Origin of the sequence: Paenibacillus sp. SZ31 (assembly GCF_012912005.1) — a bacterium.
GTDB lineage: Bacteria > Bacillota > Bacilli > Paenibacillales > Paenibacillaceae > Paenibacillus.
The window spans coordinates 21,220-38,537 of sequence record NZ_JABBEA010000008.1; the positions used below are offsets into that span (position 1 = coordinate 21,220).

Sequence of the window (17,318 nt, forward strand, 5' to 3'; positions counted from 1 at the left end):
CCCAACTATTGTACTACACAAGCGAGCCGGAGCACAAAGCCGACCACTAAAAGAAAAACAAAACAGGATATCCGCAGTCTAACTGCTCGAATATCCTGTCATCTATTCAACCATATCTATTTCATTTACTTAGCAAAAACGTCCACCGTTCTGCGTGATCATCTCTGCAGCTTGCGGCAGTGAATCATTGGAAACGGACACGGTCAGCAAAATTTCTTGTTTTAGCCTGTTGGCCGAATCCTCTTTGGGCGTATCATACACCTGACCATTGGATAACATTTCCGTTTCATCACTAATCAGGGCAAGTACATTCAGTTCGCCACTAAACCCTCCGACAACAGCGGTTGGAGAATTATCGGAGCCCGTAACATCGTGTGAGTCCAATGCAGAAGCTTCATTGCCAAGGCTCTCGATACTCAATTGGTTCGGGTGTAACAATTCCAAGGCTCTGCGTGCAGACTCGGCCTCAGTCCAGCTTGTAAATACAGCTTCGAGGGTCACTGCCGAGCGATCTTCAGTCATGAAGCTCCCGTCCCTGACGTCGATCAGCCGCTTCACTGCGGCGTAGTGCTTCTATATCCTCATGATCCGCAGCTTCAGCGCTGAATTCCACGTCCTCATTTTTCGCGGACTGCAATCGTTTCATCTTTTCCGTTTTCGTTAGAATCTTGCCTGGACGTTCATGTTCTGCCATTGTAATGCTCCTCCTTCAAATTGTATAAGTTCAACTAAATCGTATTTACACTGACACTCCGATGACAGAACAACCTTCCGATCGCTGTTATCCCCAGATTTTTTTAATTCCCATTCTCAAAGGGAAAATCCGGGGATAGCGTATGCTTCCGAAGTAGCTTTCTTGCGAAAGCTTTTAGGCGAACGCTTCGCTTCTTCAGGTTTTTTCTGTCCTCTCCGTTATTGTGTAAATATTTAGATTGAATCTTATATTGTTGGTCTAACTATGGATTTCTTGAAACTAGATCATTCCACCGGCTTGTTCGATTATAGACATAGCGCGGTGATGTACCGATTCATCTACGATGACCGTTAGTAATACATCTCTTCCTGTAGGTCCACCCTGTCCACCATCACTCATGCCGCTTGCAGAAGGATCCGCCGCAGCCATGATTCCAGCACTGGCATTCGTCTGCATCGAATCGGGCACCCATGATGAAAAACTGCCGGAAACGCCCGGCTTGTAGGAAGCCCCGCTTGGTCCTACACCCGCATATCGGCTGAATCGATTAATCGACAGGTCCTCCACTCGCAATGCCTCCAGTTTTTTGGCTGCCCCTTGAGCTTGCTCCGGGCTATGAAAGTACGCCAAAATATTTTTCTCGGTCATCCGCTTCACCTGCTTCCCTAATTTCTCGCATATCAGCTATGCATATCATTCTCGCCATGCTATCTTTCCGCAAGTTTGCTCAGAATATACCGAAATGCTCCCACAAATTGCTGTCGTGCTTTGTAGCATAAATCCATGGATTTGCGAAAACCACTGAACCACTAAAAAAAGGCGTACAAAAAAAAGGACACCCCACGGTAAAAACCGCAGTGGTGTCCTTTTGGGATTGCTATATTTTATTCTCAGTCGCCGCGGAAGGCGCGTTTCACTCTGTCAAAGAAGGATTGTTCATGCTCATGTGTTTGCTCTCCATCCAGCGCAGCAATTTGGCGAAGCAGATCTTTCTGCTCGTCATTCAGCTTACTAGGGGTAACTACAACCACTTTCACATGTTGATCCCCTTGCCCCATACCGCGCAGGCGTGGTACACCTTTGCCTTTGAGACGGAAATACGTTCCCGTTTGTGTACCGGCTGGTACTTTCAACTTCACTTTCTCGGTCAACGTCGGGATCTCAACTTCATCTCCCAGAGCTGCTTGAGCAAAGGTAAGTGGGATTTCGCAATAAATATCGTCGCCTTCGCGCTCGAAGAAATCATGTGATTTCACGCGAATGACAATATACAGATCTCCCGCTGGTCCGCCACGCAGACCGCCCTCGCCTTCACCTGTCATACGAAGTTGCGCGCCATCATCTACACCCGCTGGAATGCGGACATGGATTTTGCGTTGCTTGCGAACTTTACCGCTGCCACTGCACGTAGTACATTTTTCTTTGATAATTTGGCCCGAACCGCTACAGTTCGAACATGCACGACGATTAACCATACGACCGAACGGTGTATTTTGCACGACTTCCTGCTGACCGCTACCTTGGCAGACCGAGCAGGTTTCCGGTTTCGTTCCAGGTTTGGCACCTGAGCCATGACAGGTATCACAGCCTTCGGTACGTGGAATCGTAATATCGGTTTCTTTGCCGAATACGGCTTCCTTGAACTCAATCGTCATCGTGTACTGCAGATCATTCCCCCGTTGCGGAGCATTTGGATCACGTCGTCCACCGCCACCACCGCCAAAGAACATGTCGAAGATGTCGCCAAATCCGCCGCCGCCAAAATCACCGCCACCACCGAATCCACCTTGATTCGGATCGACATGACCATATTGATCATACTGCGCACGCTTCTGACCGTCACTCACGACATCATAAGCTTCTTTAACTTCTTTAAATTTAGCTTCCGCATCAGCAGCCTTGTTTACGTCAGGGTGATACTGACGGGCAAGCTTACGGTAAGCCTTTTTAATCTCATCGTCGTTAGCCGTTTTACTAACGCCAAGCACCTCATAATAATCACGCTTTTCAGCCACTCTTCCACCCCCATATCATTCACCATATCGCACATCGTGACAAAAGGAAAGCCAAAGCACGGGAGCCCCGGCTATGACTTTCCCTCTAATTCGAACGTCACCGATGATTAATTCGCGTAGAACTACGAATTAGTTTTGTTTTTTATCTTCGTCCACAACTTCGTAATCAGCGTCTACGACGTTATCACGTTTTGCAGAACCTTGTTGCTCTTCAGCACCTTGTGCTTCTTGCTCTTGCGCCTGTGCTTGCTCATACAGTTTCACAGACAGTTGTTGAACGATCTCTGTCAGTTCTTCTGTAGCAGCTTTGATATCCTCCAGGTTGTCGGAAGCCAGAACGCCTTGCAGTTTTTCTTTGGCAGCATTCGCTTTTTCAACTTCGCCAGCGTCTGCTTTTTCGCCAAGATCTTTGATCGTTTTGTCAACAGAGTAGATCAGTTGATCTGCACTGTTTTTCGCTTCAACGAGTTCTCTGCGTTTTTTATCTTCTTCAGCGTGCAGCTCAGCATCTTTCATCATTTGCTCAACTTCAGCATCGCTCAAACCGCTGGAAGAAGTGATTGTGATTTTTTGAGTTTTGTTTGTACCTTTATCTGTTGCAGATACGTTAACGATACCGTTGGCATCAATATCGAAGCTAACTTCGATCTGTGGAACGCCACGTGGAGCTGGCGGAATATCACCCAACATGAAACGTCCAAGTGATTTGTTACCCGCTGCCATCTCACGCTCACCTTGCAGAACATGAATCTCAACGCTTGGTTGATTGTCTGCATATGTGGAGAACACTTGAGATTTGCTTGTAGGGATCGTTGTGTTACGCTCGATCATTTTAGTGAATACGCCACCCGCTGTTTCGATACCCAGGGACAATGGAGTTACGTCGAGCAATACAACGTCTTTCACATCACCAGTCAGTACGCCCGCTTGTACAGCAGCACCCAAAGCTACAACTTCATCCGGGTTAACGCCTTTGTGAGGGTCTTTACCCGTCAGTTTTTTGATCGCTTCTTGTACTGCAGGAATCCGTGTAGAACCACCAACCAATACGATCTTGTCGATATCGTTAGCTGTCATACCTGCATCGCTCAATGCACGACGAGTTGGTTCAAGCGTACGCTCAACCAGACCTTCAGAGATTTCTTCAAATTTCGCACGGCTCAGGTTCAATTCCAAATGCTGAGGAACGCCATCAGCAACTGTGATGAACGGCAACGAGATCGTTGTAGTCAATACGCCGGAAAGTTCTTTTTTCGCTTTTTCCGCTGCATCTTTCAAACGTTGAACCGCTGCTTTATCTTTGCTCAAGTCAATGCCTTGATCTTTTTTGAATTCACTTACGAGGTAATCGATGATCACTTGGTCAAAGTCATCGCCGCCCAATTGGTTGTCCCCGCTAGTTGCTTTAACTTCGAAGAAGCCATCACCCAGTTCAAGAATGGATACGTCGAACGTACCGCCACCCAGGTCATATACGAGGATCGTTTGGTCTTCGGATTTCTCCATACCGTATGCCAAAGCTGCTGCTGTTGGCTCGTTGACGATACGCAAAACTTCCAAACCTGCAATTTTACCCGCATCTTTAGTCGCTTGACGCTGACTGTCATTGAAGTAAGCTGGTACAGTGATAACTGCTTGAGTTACCGTTTGACCCAGATAAGCTTCAGCATCGGATTTCAATTTTTGCAGGATGATTGCTGAGATCTCTTGTGCAGAGTAGTCTTTGCTATCGATTGTTTCCTTGTGGGAAGTACCCATGTGACGTTTGATCGACATGATGGTACGATCCGGATTTGTGATGGCTTGACGTTTTGCTGTTTCACCAACAACGCGCTCTCCATCTTTTTTGAAACCTACTACGGATGGAGTTGTACGTGCGCCCTCCGGATTTGGAATTACGACAGCCTCGCCGCCTTCCATTACTGCTACGCATGAGTTTGTTGTTCCTAAGTCAATACCGATTACTTTGCTCATCCGAAAATTTCCTCCCTCAACAATTTAAAATGAATGGGTCTGATATGACCCTTATTAGATGTTCATGTTGCTAATCGTGCTCTATGTGTACAAACCTTTATATTAAACTTCGCCCACATTGTTCAACCAAGGAACCGACTCATTCTTTCCAATACGGAAATTATGAGCTGACTTTAACCATAGCTGGACGAAGCACTTTATCTTTCAGCATGTAGCCTCTTTGGACTTCCTCAACAACGATACCTTCTTCGTATTCGTCGCTCTCCACTTGCATGATTGCTTGGTGGAATTCAGGATTGAACGGTTGTCCTACCGATTCCATTGCTGTCAGTCCTTCATTCGTCATCACAGTTTCCAATTGACGGAAAATCATTTGGATGCCTTTGGAGAAAGATTCGGACTCTGTTCCTTCCGGTACAGTAGCCATGGCGCGCTCGAAGTTATCAATAACCGGTACCAGTTCGGTGACCAGCTTCATCGAAGCGTATTTAGCCAATTCTTCTTTTTCCTTCTGCGTACGACGACGGAAGTTGTCAAAATCAGCTTGTGCACGGACATAACGCTGCTGTTGTTCCTCAGCTTCTGCCTTCAGACGTGCAAGCTCATCCTGCTCCTGATCAGCGATTTCTTCAGCTTGTGCTTCTGCAGCGCCAGCTTCATTGACAGGCTCCTGCTCAGCTGCTGTTACTTCTTGTTCTTCTGTAAATGATTGCTCCTCTTTCAAGATGTTCACCTCCTTATACGAATAAAATGGTTCATTCCCGTCTCTTATTTGAAACGATGCGTCAGCATCGCCGTCAAATCACGGGATAGTGTATTTAAAATATGAATGACACGTGCGTAATCCATCCGTGTGGGTCCCAGAATACCGATCGAACCCAAAGCCTCACCGTCCAATGAATAGGAGGCTGTAATCAGGCTGCAGTTAGCAAAGGCTTCATGATCATTCTCAGTGCCAATTCGCACTTGAATACCAGATCCACCCGGCACGGGCATCATCAATTTCATGAGTGTTGGTGTCTCTTCCAGCAGGTCCAGAATATCTTTTACCTTTTCGATATCTTTAAACTCCGGTTGAGTCAACATATTGGTGGCACCACTGAGGAACAGACGATTATCATGTTCGTTGTCAAAGGCACTGTTCAACACCTGCATAACTTCCTCATAACGTGTAATATGCCGTTCCATCTCTTGCCCAAGTTCGGTATAGAGACGAGATTTTAATTTGTAAATTGGCACGCCCACAAGCTTGGTATTTAACAGGCGAACCACATTCTCCATCTCGGCGACCGAGATTTCTGGTGGAATCTGGACCGTCTTGTTCTCTACCTGACCTGTGTTGGTCACGATGATTGCCACAGCTTCACTCTCGTTCAGCGGAAGCAACTGGAAGTGACGAAGGGACGTATGGAATACTTCCGGTCCAAGCAGGATCGAAGTATAATTCGTCATATGTGACAAAATATTGGATGCATGCTGAATAACTTGTTCCATAACGTTCAGCTTTTCGGCGAAGAACGACTTCAGATCATCCAACTCTTGAGGCTCCACCTGATTCCAGGGAACCAAATGATCGACATAATATCGATAGCCTTTATGGGAAGGAATGCGTCCTGCCGATGTATGCGGTTGTTCCAAGAAACCCATATCTTCAAGGTCCGCCATTTCATTTCGGATCGTCGCCGGACTGTATCCAACATCTCCCCTTTTGGAAATGCTCCGGGACCCTACGGGCTCAGCTGAACGGATATAGTCATCCACTATAGCGTTCAGAATCATTCGTTGACGCTCTGTTAACATGGTGAGTATCCCTCCTTCTGACTGCACTGTCCCATGTCGTTAGCACTCCGGTTAGATGAGTGCTAAGCGGTAATACAAAAATACCAAACTGACGTGAACATTGTCAAGTGAGTTTGATGAGTGGGCTCATCTATTTATAGTATAGACCAATGTCGGCGAGTACTAACAACTTTATTGAACATCCTTTGAAGTAAAAAGGACTGCATGTAGGGCAGAGGTTGACTCGGCTCGATCCATGCAGTCCATTCAGTTGTTAGGCCGAAACGTTAAGCTCTTTTAATACCGCGATCTCATCACAACAATCCTGCTTGCTGCAATGAACACAGTCGGTCCATACTTTCTCGGGGAAAATCTCTTTTTCCACCACGGCAAAGCCGTTTTTGAGGAAGAAGGACACTTCATATGTCAACGCCATTACCTTTGGAATCTGTTGTTTTTCGGCTTCTTCTACCAATCGATCCAGCAATTTGGAGCCAATTCCGAGCCCTTTATGCCCTTCCGAGATACCGAGTGATCTGACTTCCACCAAATCATTCCCTAGACGACAAAGCGATCCGCAGCCCACCACTTCACCATCGACTTCGGCTACAACAAAGTGCTCCAGCTGTCGGTGCAGTATTTCCCGTGATCGCGGAAGCATGATCCCACGCTCTGCATAGCCCTTAATCATTTCATACAGTGGTTCAACATCTTCCGGCACGGCTTTTCTGCATATTACCGACATCCTGCTCTCCTCCTATTACCAAGCTTTCCAGAGGAAAGCTGACTTCGTAGTTGTTAAATTAACACGCTCTGTAAAATCAATATGAATAAATATACAACAAAGCGTATAGAATTTCAAGCTACGAATTCAGCGATATGGACCCGATAAACTCCGCAAAAACGTCATTTCCGAACAGGATACCCTGCTCGCTCAGTCGGAAGCCGTCTGCCGTGCGCTCAAGCAATCCTGCGTTAAGCATTTTGCCCAAAGGCTTCGCAAACACTTCTTCCATGGACTCTCCGAACTGTTCGCTAAACCGTGAGGCCGAAGCTCCCTCCAACATTCTCAGTCCAACCATCAGATAATCTTCCATGGCCTCCGGCCGAGCGATCTCGAAATGATCCAGACGAGGCAGTCCTGCTCGCGAAGCTTCAACATAAGGATTTATACCTTTAATATTCATATGCCGTTCGCGGCCTACATATCCATGTGCACCTGCACCCAGACCATAGTAGTCCTCATTACGCCAGTAGGTAATATTGTGACGACTCTCGAAGCCTGGCTTGGCAAAGTTACTGATCTCGTATTGTCCATAGCCCGCTTCTTTCATACGTCTCATTAATAGAAGATACATCTCGAGCTCGTCATCTTCATGAGGAAGAGGTAACTGATTCTTCTGATACAGTGTATGGAAAAGTGTATTTTCTTCTACTTTCAGGCTGTAGATGGAGTAATGCGGCAGATCCAGTTCCAGCGCTTTGTCGATGCTCTCATTCAACATTTCAACGGTCTGGTTCGGCAACCCGAACATCAGGTCAATCGACAGGTTATTCAAGCCCGCTTTACGAGCGTTCTCCAAACTACGATATACATCATCCGTATTATGAATACGACCAATGCCTGTCAGCAGATCATTCTGGAAAGCCTGCACGCCAAAACTGACGCGATTGACGCCGCCTTCTTTCATGGCAGCGAGCTTCTCCGCATCCGTTGTTCCCGGGTTGGCTTCCATCGAAAATTCAATGTCGTCCGCCCAATTTGGGAAATACGTTTTGACGGAACGAAGAAACACTGCCATCTCATCTGGTTTCAGAGCTGTTGGCGTACCGCCACCTACAAATATGGTCTTGATCTCGCCCGGTGGATTGGCCTTAACTGTATGTTCCATCTCCCGTTCCAGCGCTTCGAGATATTGCATCACGGGCTGATCTTTCAGAACGTAGGAGTTAAAGTCGCAATAAAAACATTTATTTGTGCAAAAGGGAATGTGAAGATACACCGCTTGGGGCGCACCTGTCTTCCGGCTGTGTGCTGCCAATGTCATGGCAAGTCCCCCTCTATTTGAAAAAAGGAAAGCCATCCGGCTTCCCTTTCAGCTTAGTTATTTAATATTCTGTGTTGTACAATTCAATTTCGATACACACACTCTGTGATGTACCCGAAATTGAATTCTCCTTAATCTAGTTTGAATATACACATTCTGTGATGTATTTCAAATTAGATTGTTTAGTCATCAATTTTCAGTACCGCCATGAATGCCTCTTGTGGCACCTCGACGTTACCAACCTGCTTCATCCGCTTCTTACCTTCTTTTTGCTTCTCAAGCAGTTTCCGTTTCCGCGAGATGTCACCACCATAACACTTGGCAAGTACGTTTTTACGCATTGCTTTTACCGTTTCACGAGCAACGACCTTGGTACCAACAGATGCCTGAATCGGCACCTCGAACATTTGCCGTGGAATCAGCTCGCGCAGCTTCTCACAGATAATGCGTCCGCGGTTATACGCACGGTCACGGTGAACGATGAAGGACAAGGCATCGACTTGTTCGCCATTGAGCACGATGTCCATTTTTGCCAGGTTGGACTGACGATAACCAGACAGCTCATAATCCAGAGATGCATATCCTTTGGTACTGGATTTCAACTGGTCGAAGAAGTCATATACAATCTCAGACAACGGGATCTGATAAGTAATGGTAACCCGGGTTGTGTCCAAATATTCCATATTCACATATTCGCCGCGTTTATTCTGACACAGCTCCATAATGGTACCTACATAATCATTCGGTACGATAATGTTTGCCTTAACGTATGGTTCCTCGACATAATCAATCCGTCCTACTTCAGGATAGTTGGATGGGTTGTCAATTTTCATCACATCACCGTTCGTCAAGGTCACGTGATAGATTACACTTGGAGCAGTCGTGATCAACGGAATGTTGAATTCACGCTCAATACGCTCCTGGATAACGTCCATATGAAGCAGTCCAAGGAATCCGCAACGGAATCCAAAACCGAGTGCACTGGATGTTTCCGGCTCAAAGCTGAGCGAAGCATCGTTCAATTGCAATTTCTCCAACGCTTCACGCAAATCAACATAGTCCGATGTTTCGATCGGATAGAGACCGCAGTAAACCATTGGATTAATTTTGCGATAACCCGGCAAAGGTTCCGGTGTTGGATTTTTGGCATCCGTTACCGTATCCCCGACTTGTGTATCACCTACATGCCGAATACCCGCTACGATAAATCCAACATCACCCACGTTCAGCTCGTCCACGATGGACATGCGAGGTTTGAACGCTCCAACTTCAATGACTTCAAATGTTTTACCTGTTGCCATCATTTTGATTTTGGAACCGGATTTGATTTTACCGTCAACAACACGTACATATACGATTACACCTTTGTACGGGTCATAATGTGAGTCGAAAATCAACGCTTTCAGCGGCTGATCCGGATCACCAGTCGGTGCAGGAACACTTTGCACCACTTGCTCCAGAATCTCTTTGATTCCGATACCTGCTTTGGCCGAAGCTAGAACAGCGTTGCTCGTATCCAAACCAATAACATCTTCTACTTCCTGCTTCACCCGATCAGGATCAGCGCTTGGAAGGTCAATTTTGTTGATAACCGGTAAAATTTCAAGATTATTGTCCAATGCCAGATACACGTTGGCGAGTGTCTGGGCTTCAATTCCCTGAGCCGCATCCACAACGAGTAGAGCGCCTTCACATGCTGCAAGGCTCCGTGATACTTCATACGTGAAGTCTACGTGTCCAGGTGTATCGATCAGATTCAATAGATACTCTTCACCGTCATCCGCTTTGTAAGTCAAGGCTACTGCTTGTAGCTTGATCGTAATTCCACGTTCACGTTCGAGATCCATCTGATCCAGTACTTGTTCTTGCATTTCTCGTGTTGTCAGCGCACCTGTGTACTCCAAGATCCGGTCCGCAAGTGTTGATTTGCCGTGATCTATATGTGCAATAATAGAAAAGTTACGAATTTTACGTTGTCTTGCCCGAATATCAGTCATTCCTTACCCCCAGAAACAGCCTAGTGTCAATCACTTCATTATAACAGTTGATGCAGAGTGCATCAATCCCGTGATGTCTTAACTTTATAATAAAGTGTGATCATCAAACTCCCAGAGGTTATATTGTACCTTTAAATCATGGTGTTTTATTCAGCAACTCCGCTAAAAAGAGAGACCACCCACTTGATTCCACTATGAGAGAGATTTTGCAATAGTCCCGCTGTTTTGTCTGCCAACACATCAACCGGAGCCTTACTCTGATCTGCCCCAAGCACTTGACTTGGTGACTGAACAGGTACAAATGTTTCTTTGACTTCCTTTTGGACAGGAGCAGTAGGAACAGATTCGGTAACTGATGAAGTTGGCTCTGTTGTCACAGCGGTTGACGTGCCGCCTGATGGATTACCCATATGAAAGTTGCTGCCGGCCAGCTGCATTCCAAACAGAACACCCAGCAACATTAATACAGCGATGGATAACAGTCTTTTACCGAATCTGGACATATTCTTTGCCTCCTGTTACTCTCTACTATTTTCATCTTCATACATATATAGTCCCTATCCACCCTGTGACGAGGTTTCTACACTGGCTTTGTCTACCTTCTGATCTTCCCAGTACACTTGCGCAATCATATCAGCGAGAATTTTGGATGTCCGTTGTAGTTCAGCCCCAGTATTATCAATCCCACCAATCTCAATCAAAATGCTGTTGGGTGAAAGGGTTTGGTTATACTCTCCGTTGTTGGCTCCTCCGCCGTCCTTGCCCCAGACACCACGGGATACCCCAGGATACTTAGCTTCCAGTTTCTTATGAATTTTCGCTGCAAAGGCTTCATTCTGCCGCCAATTTGGATTTTCATGTCCAATAATGAAATACACTTTGGCGTAGCCCAAGTCATTAATAGTAGTCGTTGTTTTGCCATGACGCTGTGAATCACGATGAATGTCTATGAGATACGTCAGGTCGTCATTTTGAGCGAGTGCCGCTTTTACCGTTTGACGGGAGTATTTATAGGAATAGTTCCAGTTATAGTCCTTTACTTTGGTGGGATAATCATCCTTGGCGTGCTCTACGCCGATTCCCAGCTTCTCCAAACTGTCTGAGAGGTAGGTTCCCACTTGAAATACATTGCCTGTTGATTTGCCTGTTGATGGATTGTCACTCTTCGTACCTAGTAGCGGATTGTAGCCTTCCCTTGGATGAGAATGATAGATGAGAACTGATTTTTTGCCTGTTGTCGGTGAGCCGCTATTGTCTTTCTCGCCATCCTTCGCTGGGGGGTTTCCTTTAACTTCTCCATCTCCAGGCTCGCTCGAATCAGGTGGATCCGTGTTGTCCTGACCTGGTGGAACATGCAGCTCACTACCGGGTTTCCCTCCACCCGCTGACGTCGTATCCGTAAGACCAGGACCGGGCTGATAATCTTCTGGAGCCTCGGCTTTTTCATTACCAGAGCCAGGTCGGAGAAGTACAGGTTGGTTGGAACCCATGCCCGGCATTTCTCTCGCAATCAGGCTCTTGGGGTCTTGAGGGTTAACATTCGTCAGCAATTGGAAAACAAAAGAGGTGAGATTCTCACCGGATATGGCAGATGTCTGTTCTTTCTGGGTGAGATGAGGCATCTCCATACCAAGCATATCGACGAAAAAGCGGCTTGATACGGCGCTTGCAAATCCTTTCATGGAAGAAACGGGTGAATTATTCAAGCGCTTCTCTGCCATGCCTCCCAGACCAAGTACGACAAAAAACAAGGCAGATATGATCATAAGCAACAACAACGTACGGCCCATGGCCAGCACGTGCAGACATCTTTTTTTCCACTTCCCAATATTCCAGGCCAATATCTTGTTCATTCTGCTGTCTCCTTCCCTGCTGGACAACTCTTATACTTCAACTCTATGAGCCGGCCCAATTTGATAGAACAGGAAAATGAAAGATTCCAGGAACAAAAAAAAGAAAGTCCGATAGATTCGGACCTTCTTCTCAGCAGTTTAAGTTTTAGTGTGTATAGGCGGCTACGTTATCCGGATTCACTGCATCATGGAGTGCGGCGTTGAGTCCTGTAGCGATAACATTGGCAATTCCCTCAATAAACTCATCAATTTCTTTGGGAGTAACAATGAGGTCATGACCCAGTGGCTCCAGTACCTCTTTCACCAGACTCAAGCGATCTTGCTCACCGATGTCGTCCAGCATGCCCATGATCTGTTTCGTCTGATCCGTTTCCTGGCGGAAGTGTGAGCGCATCATCTCAATGACATTGTTCACAATGGTAGACGCATAACATACAGTTGGTACGCCGATGGCAATGCAAGGAACGCCCAATATTTCACGGGTCAAACCACGCCGTTTGTTCCCAATGCCGGAACCAGGGTGGATACCAATATCCGCGACCTGAATCGTTGTATTTACACGTTCCAAGGACCGGGAGGCCAGCGCATCAATCGCAATAATGGCATCCGGCTTGGTCCGGTCTACAATCCCCTGTACGATGTCACTGGATTCAATGCCCGTTGTACCTAAAACCCCTGGAGCAATCGCGCTGACTTCCCGATACCCTGGCGCAACCTGATCTGGCACCAACTCGAAATACTGACGGGTCACCATCAGATTTTCCACAACAAGTGGACCGAGTGAATCCGGGGTGACATTTAAGTTACCCAAGCCAACAATCAATACCTTGGATGTTTTGTTAATTCCAGCCTTAACCATAAAATTTTCCATCTCACGTGTGAACTCGGCGGCAACACGCTCCTGTAACTCCGTATCACCATTCCGTAGTGACGGCACCTCCAAAGTGACATAGTGGCCCTTCACTCGACCAATGGCTTTGGCCGCTTCATCATTAAGTACATCAATACGTGTGATTGTAATACCCTCTTTTTTCTCCACATCTTCCCGTAGTCCGGGAATGGTCTGTTTCTGTACACCTTGTGCCATTTCCTTGGAGTCGATTGCCAAATCGGTACGAACTGTATAGTTTTGCAAATCCAGTGTCATTCTGTCCCTGCCTCCCTTACCGCATTTGAGCATATTGTGTGGGAAAAAGAGTTTCTTTATGCAGCATGTCGAACATCGAAGGAATATCTGTTGCATTTTACATGCTAGCGTGATAGAATATTTTAAGTTGTGAAACGTTTGTATTCATGCAAATGCCTTACAGGAGGTGAATGTAATGCCAAACATCAAATCCGCTGTTAAACGCGTAAAAACGAGCGACAAGCGCCGCGCACTCAACGCTTCCCAGAAGTCTGCACTCCGTACAGCTGTTAAAGCTGCTGATGCTGCTCTGGTAAGTAACGAAGTTGATACTGCAAAATCTGCGATTCAAGCTGCTTCCAAAAAGCTGGACAAGGCTGTAACTAAAGGTCTGGTTCATAAAAATGCTGCAGCACGCAAAAAGTCTCGCTTGGCGAAAAAACTGAACGCTCTTTCCGCACAAGCGTAAGAAGCGTTACTTATACGATCCAATGGAAAAATCCTGAACAGCATAGGCTTTCAGGATTTTTTAGTATCTGATTCGATAAGTATAAGACACAGACAAAAGCGACCTTTATTCCGATGATCTAACCATCATGGAGCAAAGGTCGCTTTGTTTTTTTATCATACTATTATTCTTATAGGTTTACGTATACATTCACGCACCAAGTCTTAATAAGAACAGCTCCAGACCAAGCACTTTATCCACCGCTCCTGTTTTCATCTGGTAATCCAGTTCACTGAGGTGACTCAATATCGTTCTCAGACGTTCCGCCTGAAATTTACGGGCTTGTTCCCCCGCAATCTTAACGGCATATGGATGCAGACCAAGCTGACTGGCGATCTGCTGCTGGGAGTAACTTTGTTGGCCCAACTCTTTCACCTGGATCATGATCCGAAACTGACGTGCAATTAAAGCCGCAATTTTAATTGGTTCTTCGCGCTGCTTCAGCAACTCATAGAAAAGAGCCAACGCTTTTTCCAGTCGCAAATTGGCGAGTTCTTCCACCAGTGAAAATACATTCTGCTCTGTACTGCGGGCAACCAGCGACTCGATATCAGCACGCTTGATTGTTCCCCCATTACCCGCAAACAAACATAACTTGTCTACTTCAGCAGATAACGTTTGAAGACCTGTTCCCGCGTAACTGATCAATGTGTCCGCCGCTCCTGTCTCAAAAGAGACATCCCGCTGCTTCGCCAGTTTCACAATCCAATTCAACAGTTCATCTCCACTCAGTGGAGCAAAAGCAAGAACTACCGCCTGTTTCTTGACAGCCTTCACCAGTTTCTTCCGCTCATCCAGCTTATCCCCTTGGGCCAGGAAAACAATTGTACTGTAATCTGCCGGATTTTCCATATATGTAAGCAGACGATCAACCTGGTGTTCAATCTTGGATTCTTTACCTGCGGTAAATAGACTTGCATCCCTTACAATAATCAATTTGCGGGGTACCAGAAATGGTACGGTCTCTGCTTCTTCAATAACGACCTCCACAGCCGTTTCAGACAAATCATATGGAATAATCGCAAAATCACGATGTTCTTCTTCAATCACCTGTTCTTTTAACATATCCGTAAATTGCTGTATCTGATACTTTTCCGTTCCATACAGCACATAGATCGGAGCCGGTTCTCCACTACGTATTGCCTTTGTTGCACTTTTTACATCCATTCACGGTGCCTCCTTATCCCTCTTATCCTACCAGAAAAAGCGCAAGACAACAAAGGGACCTTACATCCAGTTGTGGATGAAGGTCCCCTGTCCTACATCTATATAAACGCAGACACTAGCAGTTCTAGAAAAAGCTGGTGCGCGGTCATACGACGTCAGTTGTTTGAACTGAGATAGGACGTTTTGTTACTTCCAATATATGCTTGTCATACTGAAAATGTTCTTTCTTTTAGAGGCGTTGAATCCCCAATTCCACTTATTTCGCAGGAGCTCCACCTGAAACAGAAGGTACGTTAAACGAGTTCTTCGCCGTCGTTCCTTCCTTGTCCGTTTCGTAGTTAAATAGGGTACCATCTTTCGACCAACTTGCTGACTTTAGCGTTCCCTCTATATTGCGCTGCTCAACCAGATTCAGAACATCCGGTTCATTGGCAGGTTTGGAGTATATGCTGATTTGATCACCAAGAAGCATAACTACATAGGAGCCGTCAGGTGATTTCCATTCTTTTGGCGCTGCCGTTGTAGCCATTCCTTGATCTGGTCCTGCAAATCCTTTGTTTCCTCCAGAGGTGTCCGCACCTGTACCTGAATCAGGAACAGCATCACCTTCTACCGGTGCATCTTCATTTGTATTCGGTGTGATGGTCTGAGAAGTGAAGGATTTCTCATCTGCGTTGCCCGGTTCATTTGCTCCATCCTCTTCTCCATCTGCAGAAGAAGTAGGAGCAGTTCCTGATTCTTGATTTCTCTGCTCAGCGTCTTGGTTCTGAACCTCACTCTTCTGACTATCGGTCGAAGGAGAACTGGACGAATGATCCTGAGTTCCTTTATTCGGAGCAGGCGTTGATTCAGTAGCCGGTTGTTGAGGTGTCGGATCTGTCTGAACTTCAGGCTCCTGCACCTGATCTCCACCATTCTCTTCAGGCATGGTTTCTGATCCCGGGTTATCCCCTTCCGTTGAGGAAGCATTAGATTCACTCACAAATACATCGTTGCTGCTTGATTGGGATGAAGTTGAAGGATCATAATTCTCAATATTCTTACTCAAGGCATTCTGATCCACATTGCCGCTCTCTTGAGTAGCTCCAGAGCTCAGCATCATGGAATCGGCATTCTCAATCTGTTCAGGCTCATATCCCCAGATGGCAAATCCCAATACAACTGCAGCAGCCGCTGCCCCCATGGACATTCGTCCTGCCATCGAGTTAAGCCATTTTTGTTTTTGCTTCGTTTTCCGCTCACTTGAACGTTGTAAATTCTCAAATGCAGCGGGGACAGGATTCATTTCCTGTATGGTGCTACTTTGCTCCCTACGCGCTTCGTCTATAGCATCAAGCTGTGGCATAATCGCATCAACCAGACTAAACTTCGGGCTTACTTGCGGTAATTCTTCCAGTTCTCTGGAAAGAGCTCTGAGTAAACTAAAATTCTCGGCGCACTCCGGACACTTGGCCACATGCTGTAGCATCTGCGCGGTTTCCGCTTCGCCCAGATCATGATCCAGATAGCGGTGCATCCATTCCACCACCTCTTCGCATTTCATCCTGTCACACCACCTTTCTGATATTCCTGTAGTAGATTCTGTAATTGCTGTCTGGCTCTAAATAAATAAGATTTCACCGTATTCAACGGAAGATCGAGACAATCCGCAATTTCATTGTAGGATAAGTCCTGCAAATATCTTAGAACAATAACGGTACGATGATGCTCGGGAAGCTTGTTGATCGCATCCTGAATGTCTTGGGCCACGTATGTAGACATGACCTCGTACTCCACATCCTGATTATCCTGAAAAACCATATCATGTTCGTCAATGGAGACGGACGGCTTGGTTCTTCTGAATTTATCAATACAGATGTTCGTGACGATGCGTTGTACCCATGTTTTGAATTGGGCCTTTTCTTCGTATGAATTGATTTTGGTGTAAATTCGGATCAACGCTTCCTGAGCAGCATCCAAAGCGTCCTGTTCATTATTTAGAATGTAATATGCGGTCCGATAGACGTGTTGTTCAATCTCCCGCAATAGGGTAATTAGAGCGTCGCGATCGCCCGATTGAGCGGCTCTGATGAGTTCCGGCTCTACCACAAAGGATCCCCCTCTCCCTGCAACCTTACAGACGTGATCATCAATAAAATTGTTGCAAAGTTAAGTATT

At 46.2% G+C, this 17,318-nt stretch carries 17 protein-coding genes; 1 reads left to right on the forward strand and 16 read right to left on the reverse strand.

What is annotated here, in order from left to right; all coding sequences use genetic code 11:
* Positions 1-129: 129 nt before the first annotated feature.
* The 13 genes from HF638_RS16485 to gpr all read right to left on the reverse strand — a co-directional run bounded on the left by HF638_RS16485 (position 130) and on the right by gpr (position 13,507).
* On the reverse strand, positions 130-522 hold the full coding sequence (locus tag HF638_RS16485; protein WP_169481181.1) for a hypothetical protein: 393 nt from the start codon (positions 520-522) through the stop codon (positions 130-132).
* Positions 515-694, reverse strand: a complete 180-nt coding sequence (locus tag HF638_RS16490; RefSeq protein ID WP_062835520.1) for a YfhD family protein — start codon at positions 692-694, stop codon at positions 515-517. Before HF638_RS16490 ends, HF638_RS16485 begins: the two co-directional genes overlap by 8 nt.
* Positions 695-973: 279 nt before the next feature.
* Complete coding sequence (locus HF638_RS16495) at positions 974-1,342, reverse strand: hypothetical protein (protein ID WP_017687219.1); 369 nt, start codon at positions 1,340-1,342, stop codon at positions 974-976.
* Between the two features lie 242 nt (positions 1,343-1,584).
* Positions 1,585-2,709: a molecular chaperone DnaJ gene (gene dnaJ / locus HF638_RS16500; protein WP_062835521.1), complete on the reverse strand. Its 1,125-nt coding sequence runs from the start codon at positions 2,707-2,709 to the stop codon at positions 1,585-1,587.
* 129 nt (positions 2,710-2,838) lie between these two features.
* Positions 2,839-4,683: a molecular chaperone DnaK gene (gene dnaK / locus HF638_RS16505; RefSeq protein ID WP_169481182.1), complete on the reverse strand. Its 1,845-nt coding sequence runs from the start codon at positions 4,681-4,683 to the stop codon at positions 2,839-2,841.
* A 160-nt stretch (positions 4,684-4,843) separates the two neighbouring features.
* On the reverse strand, positions 4,844-5,407 hold the full coding sequence (gene grpE, locus HF638_RS16510) for a nucleotide exchange factor GrpE (protein WP_169481183.1): 564 nt from the start codon (positions 5,405-5,407) through the stop codon (positions 4,844-4,846).
* Between the two features lie 44 nt (positions 5,408-5,451).
* Positions 5,452-6,483 (reverse strand): heat-inducible transcriptional repressor HrcA, encoded by a 1,032-nt coding sequence (hrcA, locus tag HF638_RS16515; RefSeq protein WP_036615092.1) that lies wholly within the window; start codon positions 6,481-6,483, stop codon positions 5,452-5,454.
* A gap of 253 nt (positions 6,484-6,736) precedes the next feature.
* Complete coding sequence (locus HF638_RS16520; RefSeq protein WP_169481184.1) at positions 6,737-7,207, reverse strand: N-acetyltransferase; 471 nt, start codon at positions 7,205-7,207, stop codon at positions 6,737-6,739.
* 118 nt (positions 7,208-7,325) lie between these two features.
* A complete protein-coding gene (gene hemW, locus HF638_RS16525; protein WP_036668565.1) occupies positions 7,326-8,510 on the reverse strand; it encodes a radical SAM family heme chaperone HemW in 1,185 nt (394 codons plus the stop codon).
* Positions 8,511-8,692: 182 nt separating this feature from the next.
* A complete protein-coding gene (lepA, locus tag HF638_RS16530) occupies positions 8,693-10,507 on the reverse strand; it encodes a translation elongation factor 4 (RefSeq protein ID WP_169481185.1) in 1,815 nt (604 codons plus the stop codon).
* Positions 10,508-10,653: 146 nt separating this feature from the next.
* On the reverse strand, positions 10,654-11,010 hold the full coding sequence (locus tag HF638_RS16535) for a DUF3679 domain-containing protein (protein WP_169481186.1): 357 nt from the start codon (positions 11,008-11,010) through the stop codon (positions 10,654-10,656).
* A gap of 54 nt (positions 11,011-11,064) precedes the next feature.
* Positions 11,065-12,360, reverse strand: coding sequence for a stage II sporulation protein P (locus tag HF638_RS16540; protein ID WP_169481187.1), 1,296 nt, complete (start codon positions 12,358-12,360; stop codon positions 11,065-11,067).
* Between the two features lie 145 nt (positions 12,361-12,505).
* Positions 12,506-13,507 (reverse strand): GPR endopeptidase, encoded by a 1,002-nt coding sequence (gene gpr / locus HF638_RS16545; protein WP_169481188.1) that lies wholly within the window; start codon positions 13,505-13,507, stop codon positions 12,506-12,508.
* A gap of 175 nt (positions 13,508-13,682) precedes the next feature.
* Here gpr and rpsT point away from each other — a divergent pair, with 175 nt between their 5' ends.
* On the forward strand, positions 13,683-13,955 hold the full coding sequence (gene rpsT, locus HF638_RS16550) for a 30S ribosomal protein S20 (protein ID WP_169481189.1): 273 nt from the start codon (positions 13,683-13,685) through the stop codon (positions 13,953-13,955).
* 189 nt (positions 13,956-14,144) lie between these two features.
* On the opposite strand, the gene holA is transcribed toward rpsT, so the two are convergent.
* The 3 genes from holA to HF638_RS16565 form a co-directional block, all read right to left on the reverse strand.
* Entirely contained in the window at positions 14,145-15,161 is a 1,017-nt protein-coding gene (gene holA, locus HF638_RS16555; RefSeq protein ID WP_169481190.1) for a DNA polymerase III subunit delta, read from the reverse strand.
* 256 nt (positions 15,162-15,417) lie between these two features.
* A complete protein-coding gene (locus HF638_RS16560) occupies positions 15,418-16,704 on the reverse strand; it encodes an anti-sigma factor family protein (protein ID WP_169481191.1) in 1,287 nt (428 codons plus the stop codon).
* Complete coding sequence (locus HF638_RS16565) at positions 16,701-17,249, reverse strand: RNA polymerase sigma factor (protein WP_017687205.1); 549 nt, start codon at positions 17,247-17,249, stop codon at positions 16,701-16,703. The genes HF638_RS16560 and HF638_RS16565 overlap by 4 nt, the downstream gene beginning before the upstream one ends.
* Between the last annotated feature and the right edge of the window lie 69 nt (positions 17,250-17,318).

Excerpts from the sequence above, each read along its gene's own strand:
- HF638_RS16485 (WP_169481181.1), bottom strand. The coding sequence starts at position 522 with ATGACTGAAGATCGCTCGGCAGTGACCCTCGAAGCTGTATTTACAAGC.
- HF638_RS16490 (WP_062835520.1), bottom strand. The coding sequence starts at position 694 with ATGGCAGAACATGAACGTCCAGGCAAGATTCTAACGAAAACGGAAAAG.
- HF638_RS16495 (WP_017687219.1), bottom strand. The coding sequence starts at position 1,342 with ATGACCGAGAAAAATATTTTGGCGTACTTTCATAGCCCGGAGCAAGCT.
- dnaK (WP_169481182.1), bottom strand. The coding sequence starts at position 4,683 with ATGAGCAAAGTAATCGGTATTGACTTAGGAACAACAAACTCATGCGTA.
- hrcA (WP_036615092.1), bottom strand. The coding sequence starts at position 6,483 with ATGTTAACAGAGCGTCAACGAATGATTCTGAACGCTATAGTGGATGAC.
- HF638_RS16520 (WP_169481184.1), bottom strand. The coding sequence starts at position 7,207 with ATGTCGGTAATATGCAGAAAAGCCGTGCCGGAAGATGTTGAACCACTG.
- hemW (WP_036668565.1), bottom strand. The coding sequence starts at position 8,510 with ATGACATTGGCAGCACACAGCCGGAAGACAGGTGCGCCCCAAGCGGTG.
- lepA (WP_169481185.1), bottom strand. The coding sequence starts at position 10,507 with ATGACTGATATTCGGGCAAGACAACGTAAAATTCGTAACTTTTCTATT.
- HF638_RS16535 (WP_169481186.1), bottom strand. The coding sequence starts at position 11,010 with ATGTCCAGATTCGGTAAAAGACTGTTATCCATCGCTGTATTAATGTTG.
- HF638_RS16540 (WP_169481187.1), bottom strand. The coding sequence starts at position 12,360 with ATGAACAAGATATTGGCCTGGAATATTGGGAAGTGGAAAAAAAGATGT.
- gpr (WP_169481188.1), bottom strand. The coding sequence starts at position 13,507 with ATGACACTGGATTTGCAAAACTATACAGTTCGTACCGATTTGGCAATC.
- rpsT (WP_169481189.1), top strand. The coding sequence starts at position 13,683 with ATGCCAAACATCAAATCCGCTGTTAAACGCGTAAAAACGAGCGACAAG.
- holA (WP_169481190.1), bottom strand. The coding sequence starts at position 15,161 with ATGGATGTAAAAAGTGCAACAAAGGCAATACGTAGTGGAGAACCGGCT.
- HF638_RS16560 (WP_169481191.1), bottom strand. The coding sequence starts at position 16,704 with ATGAAATGCGAAGAGGTGGTGGAATGGATGCACCGCTATCTGGATCAT.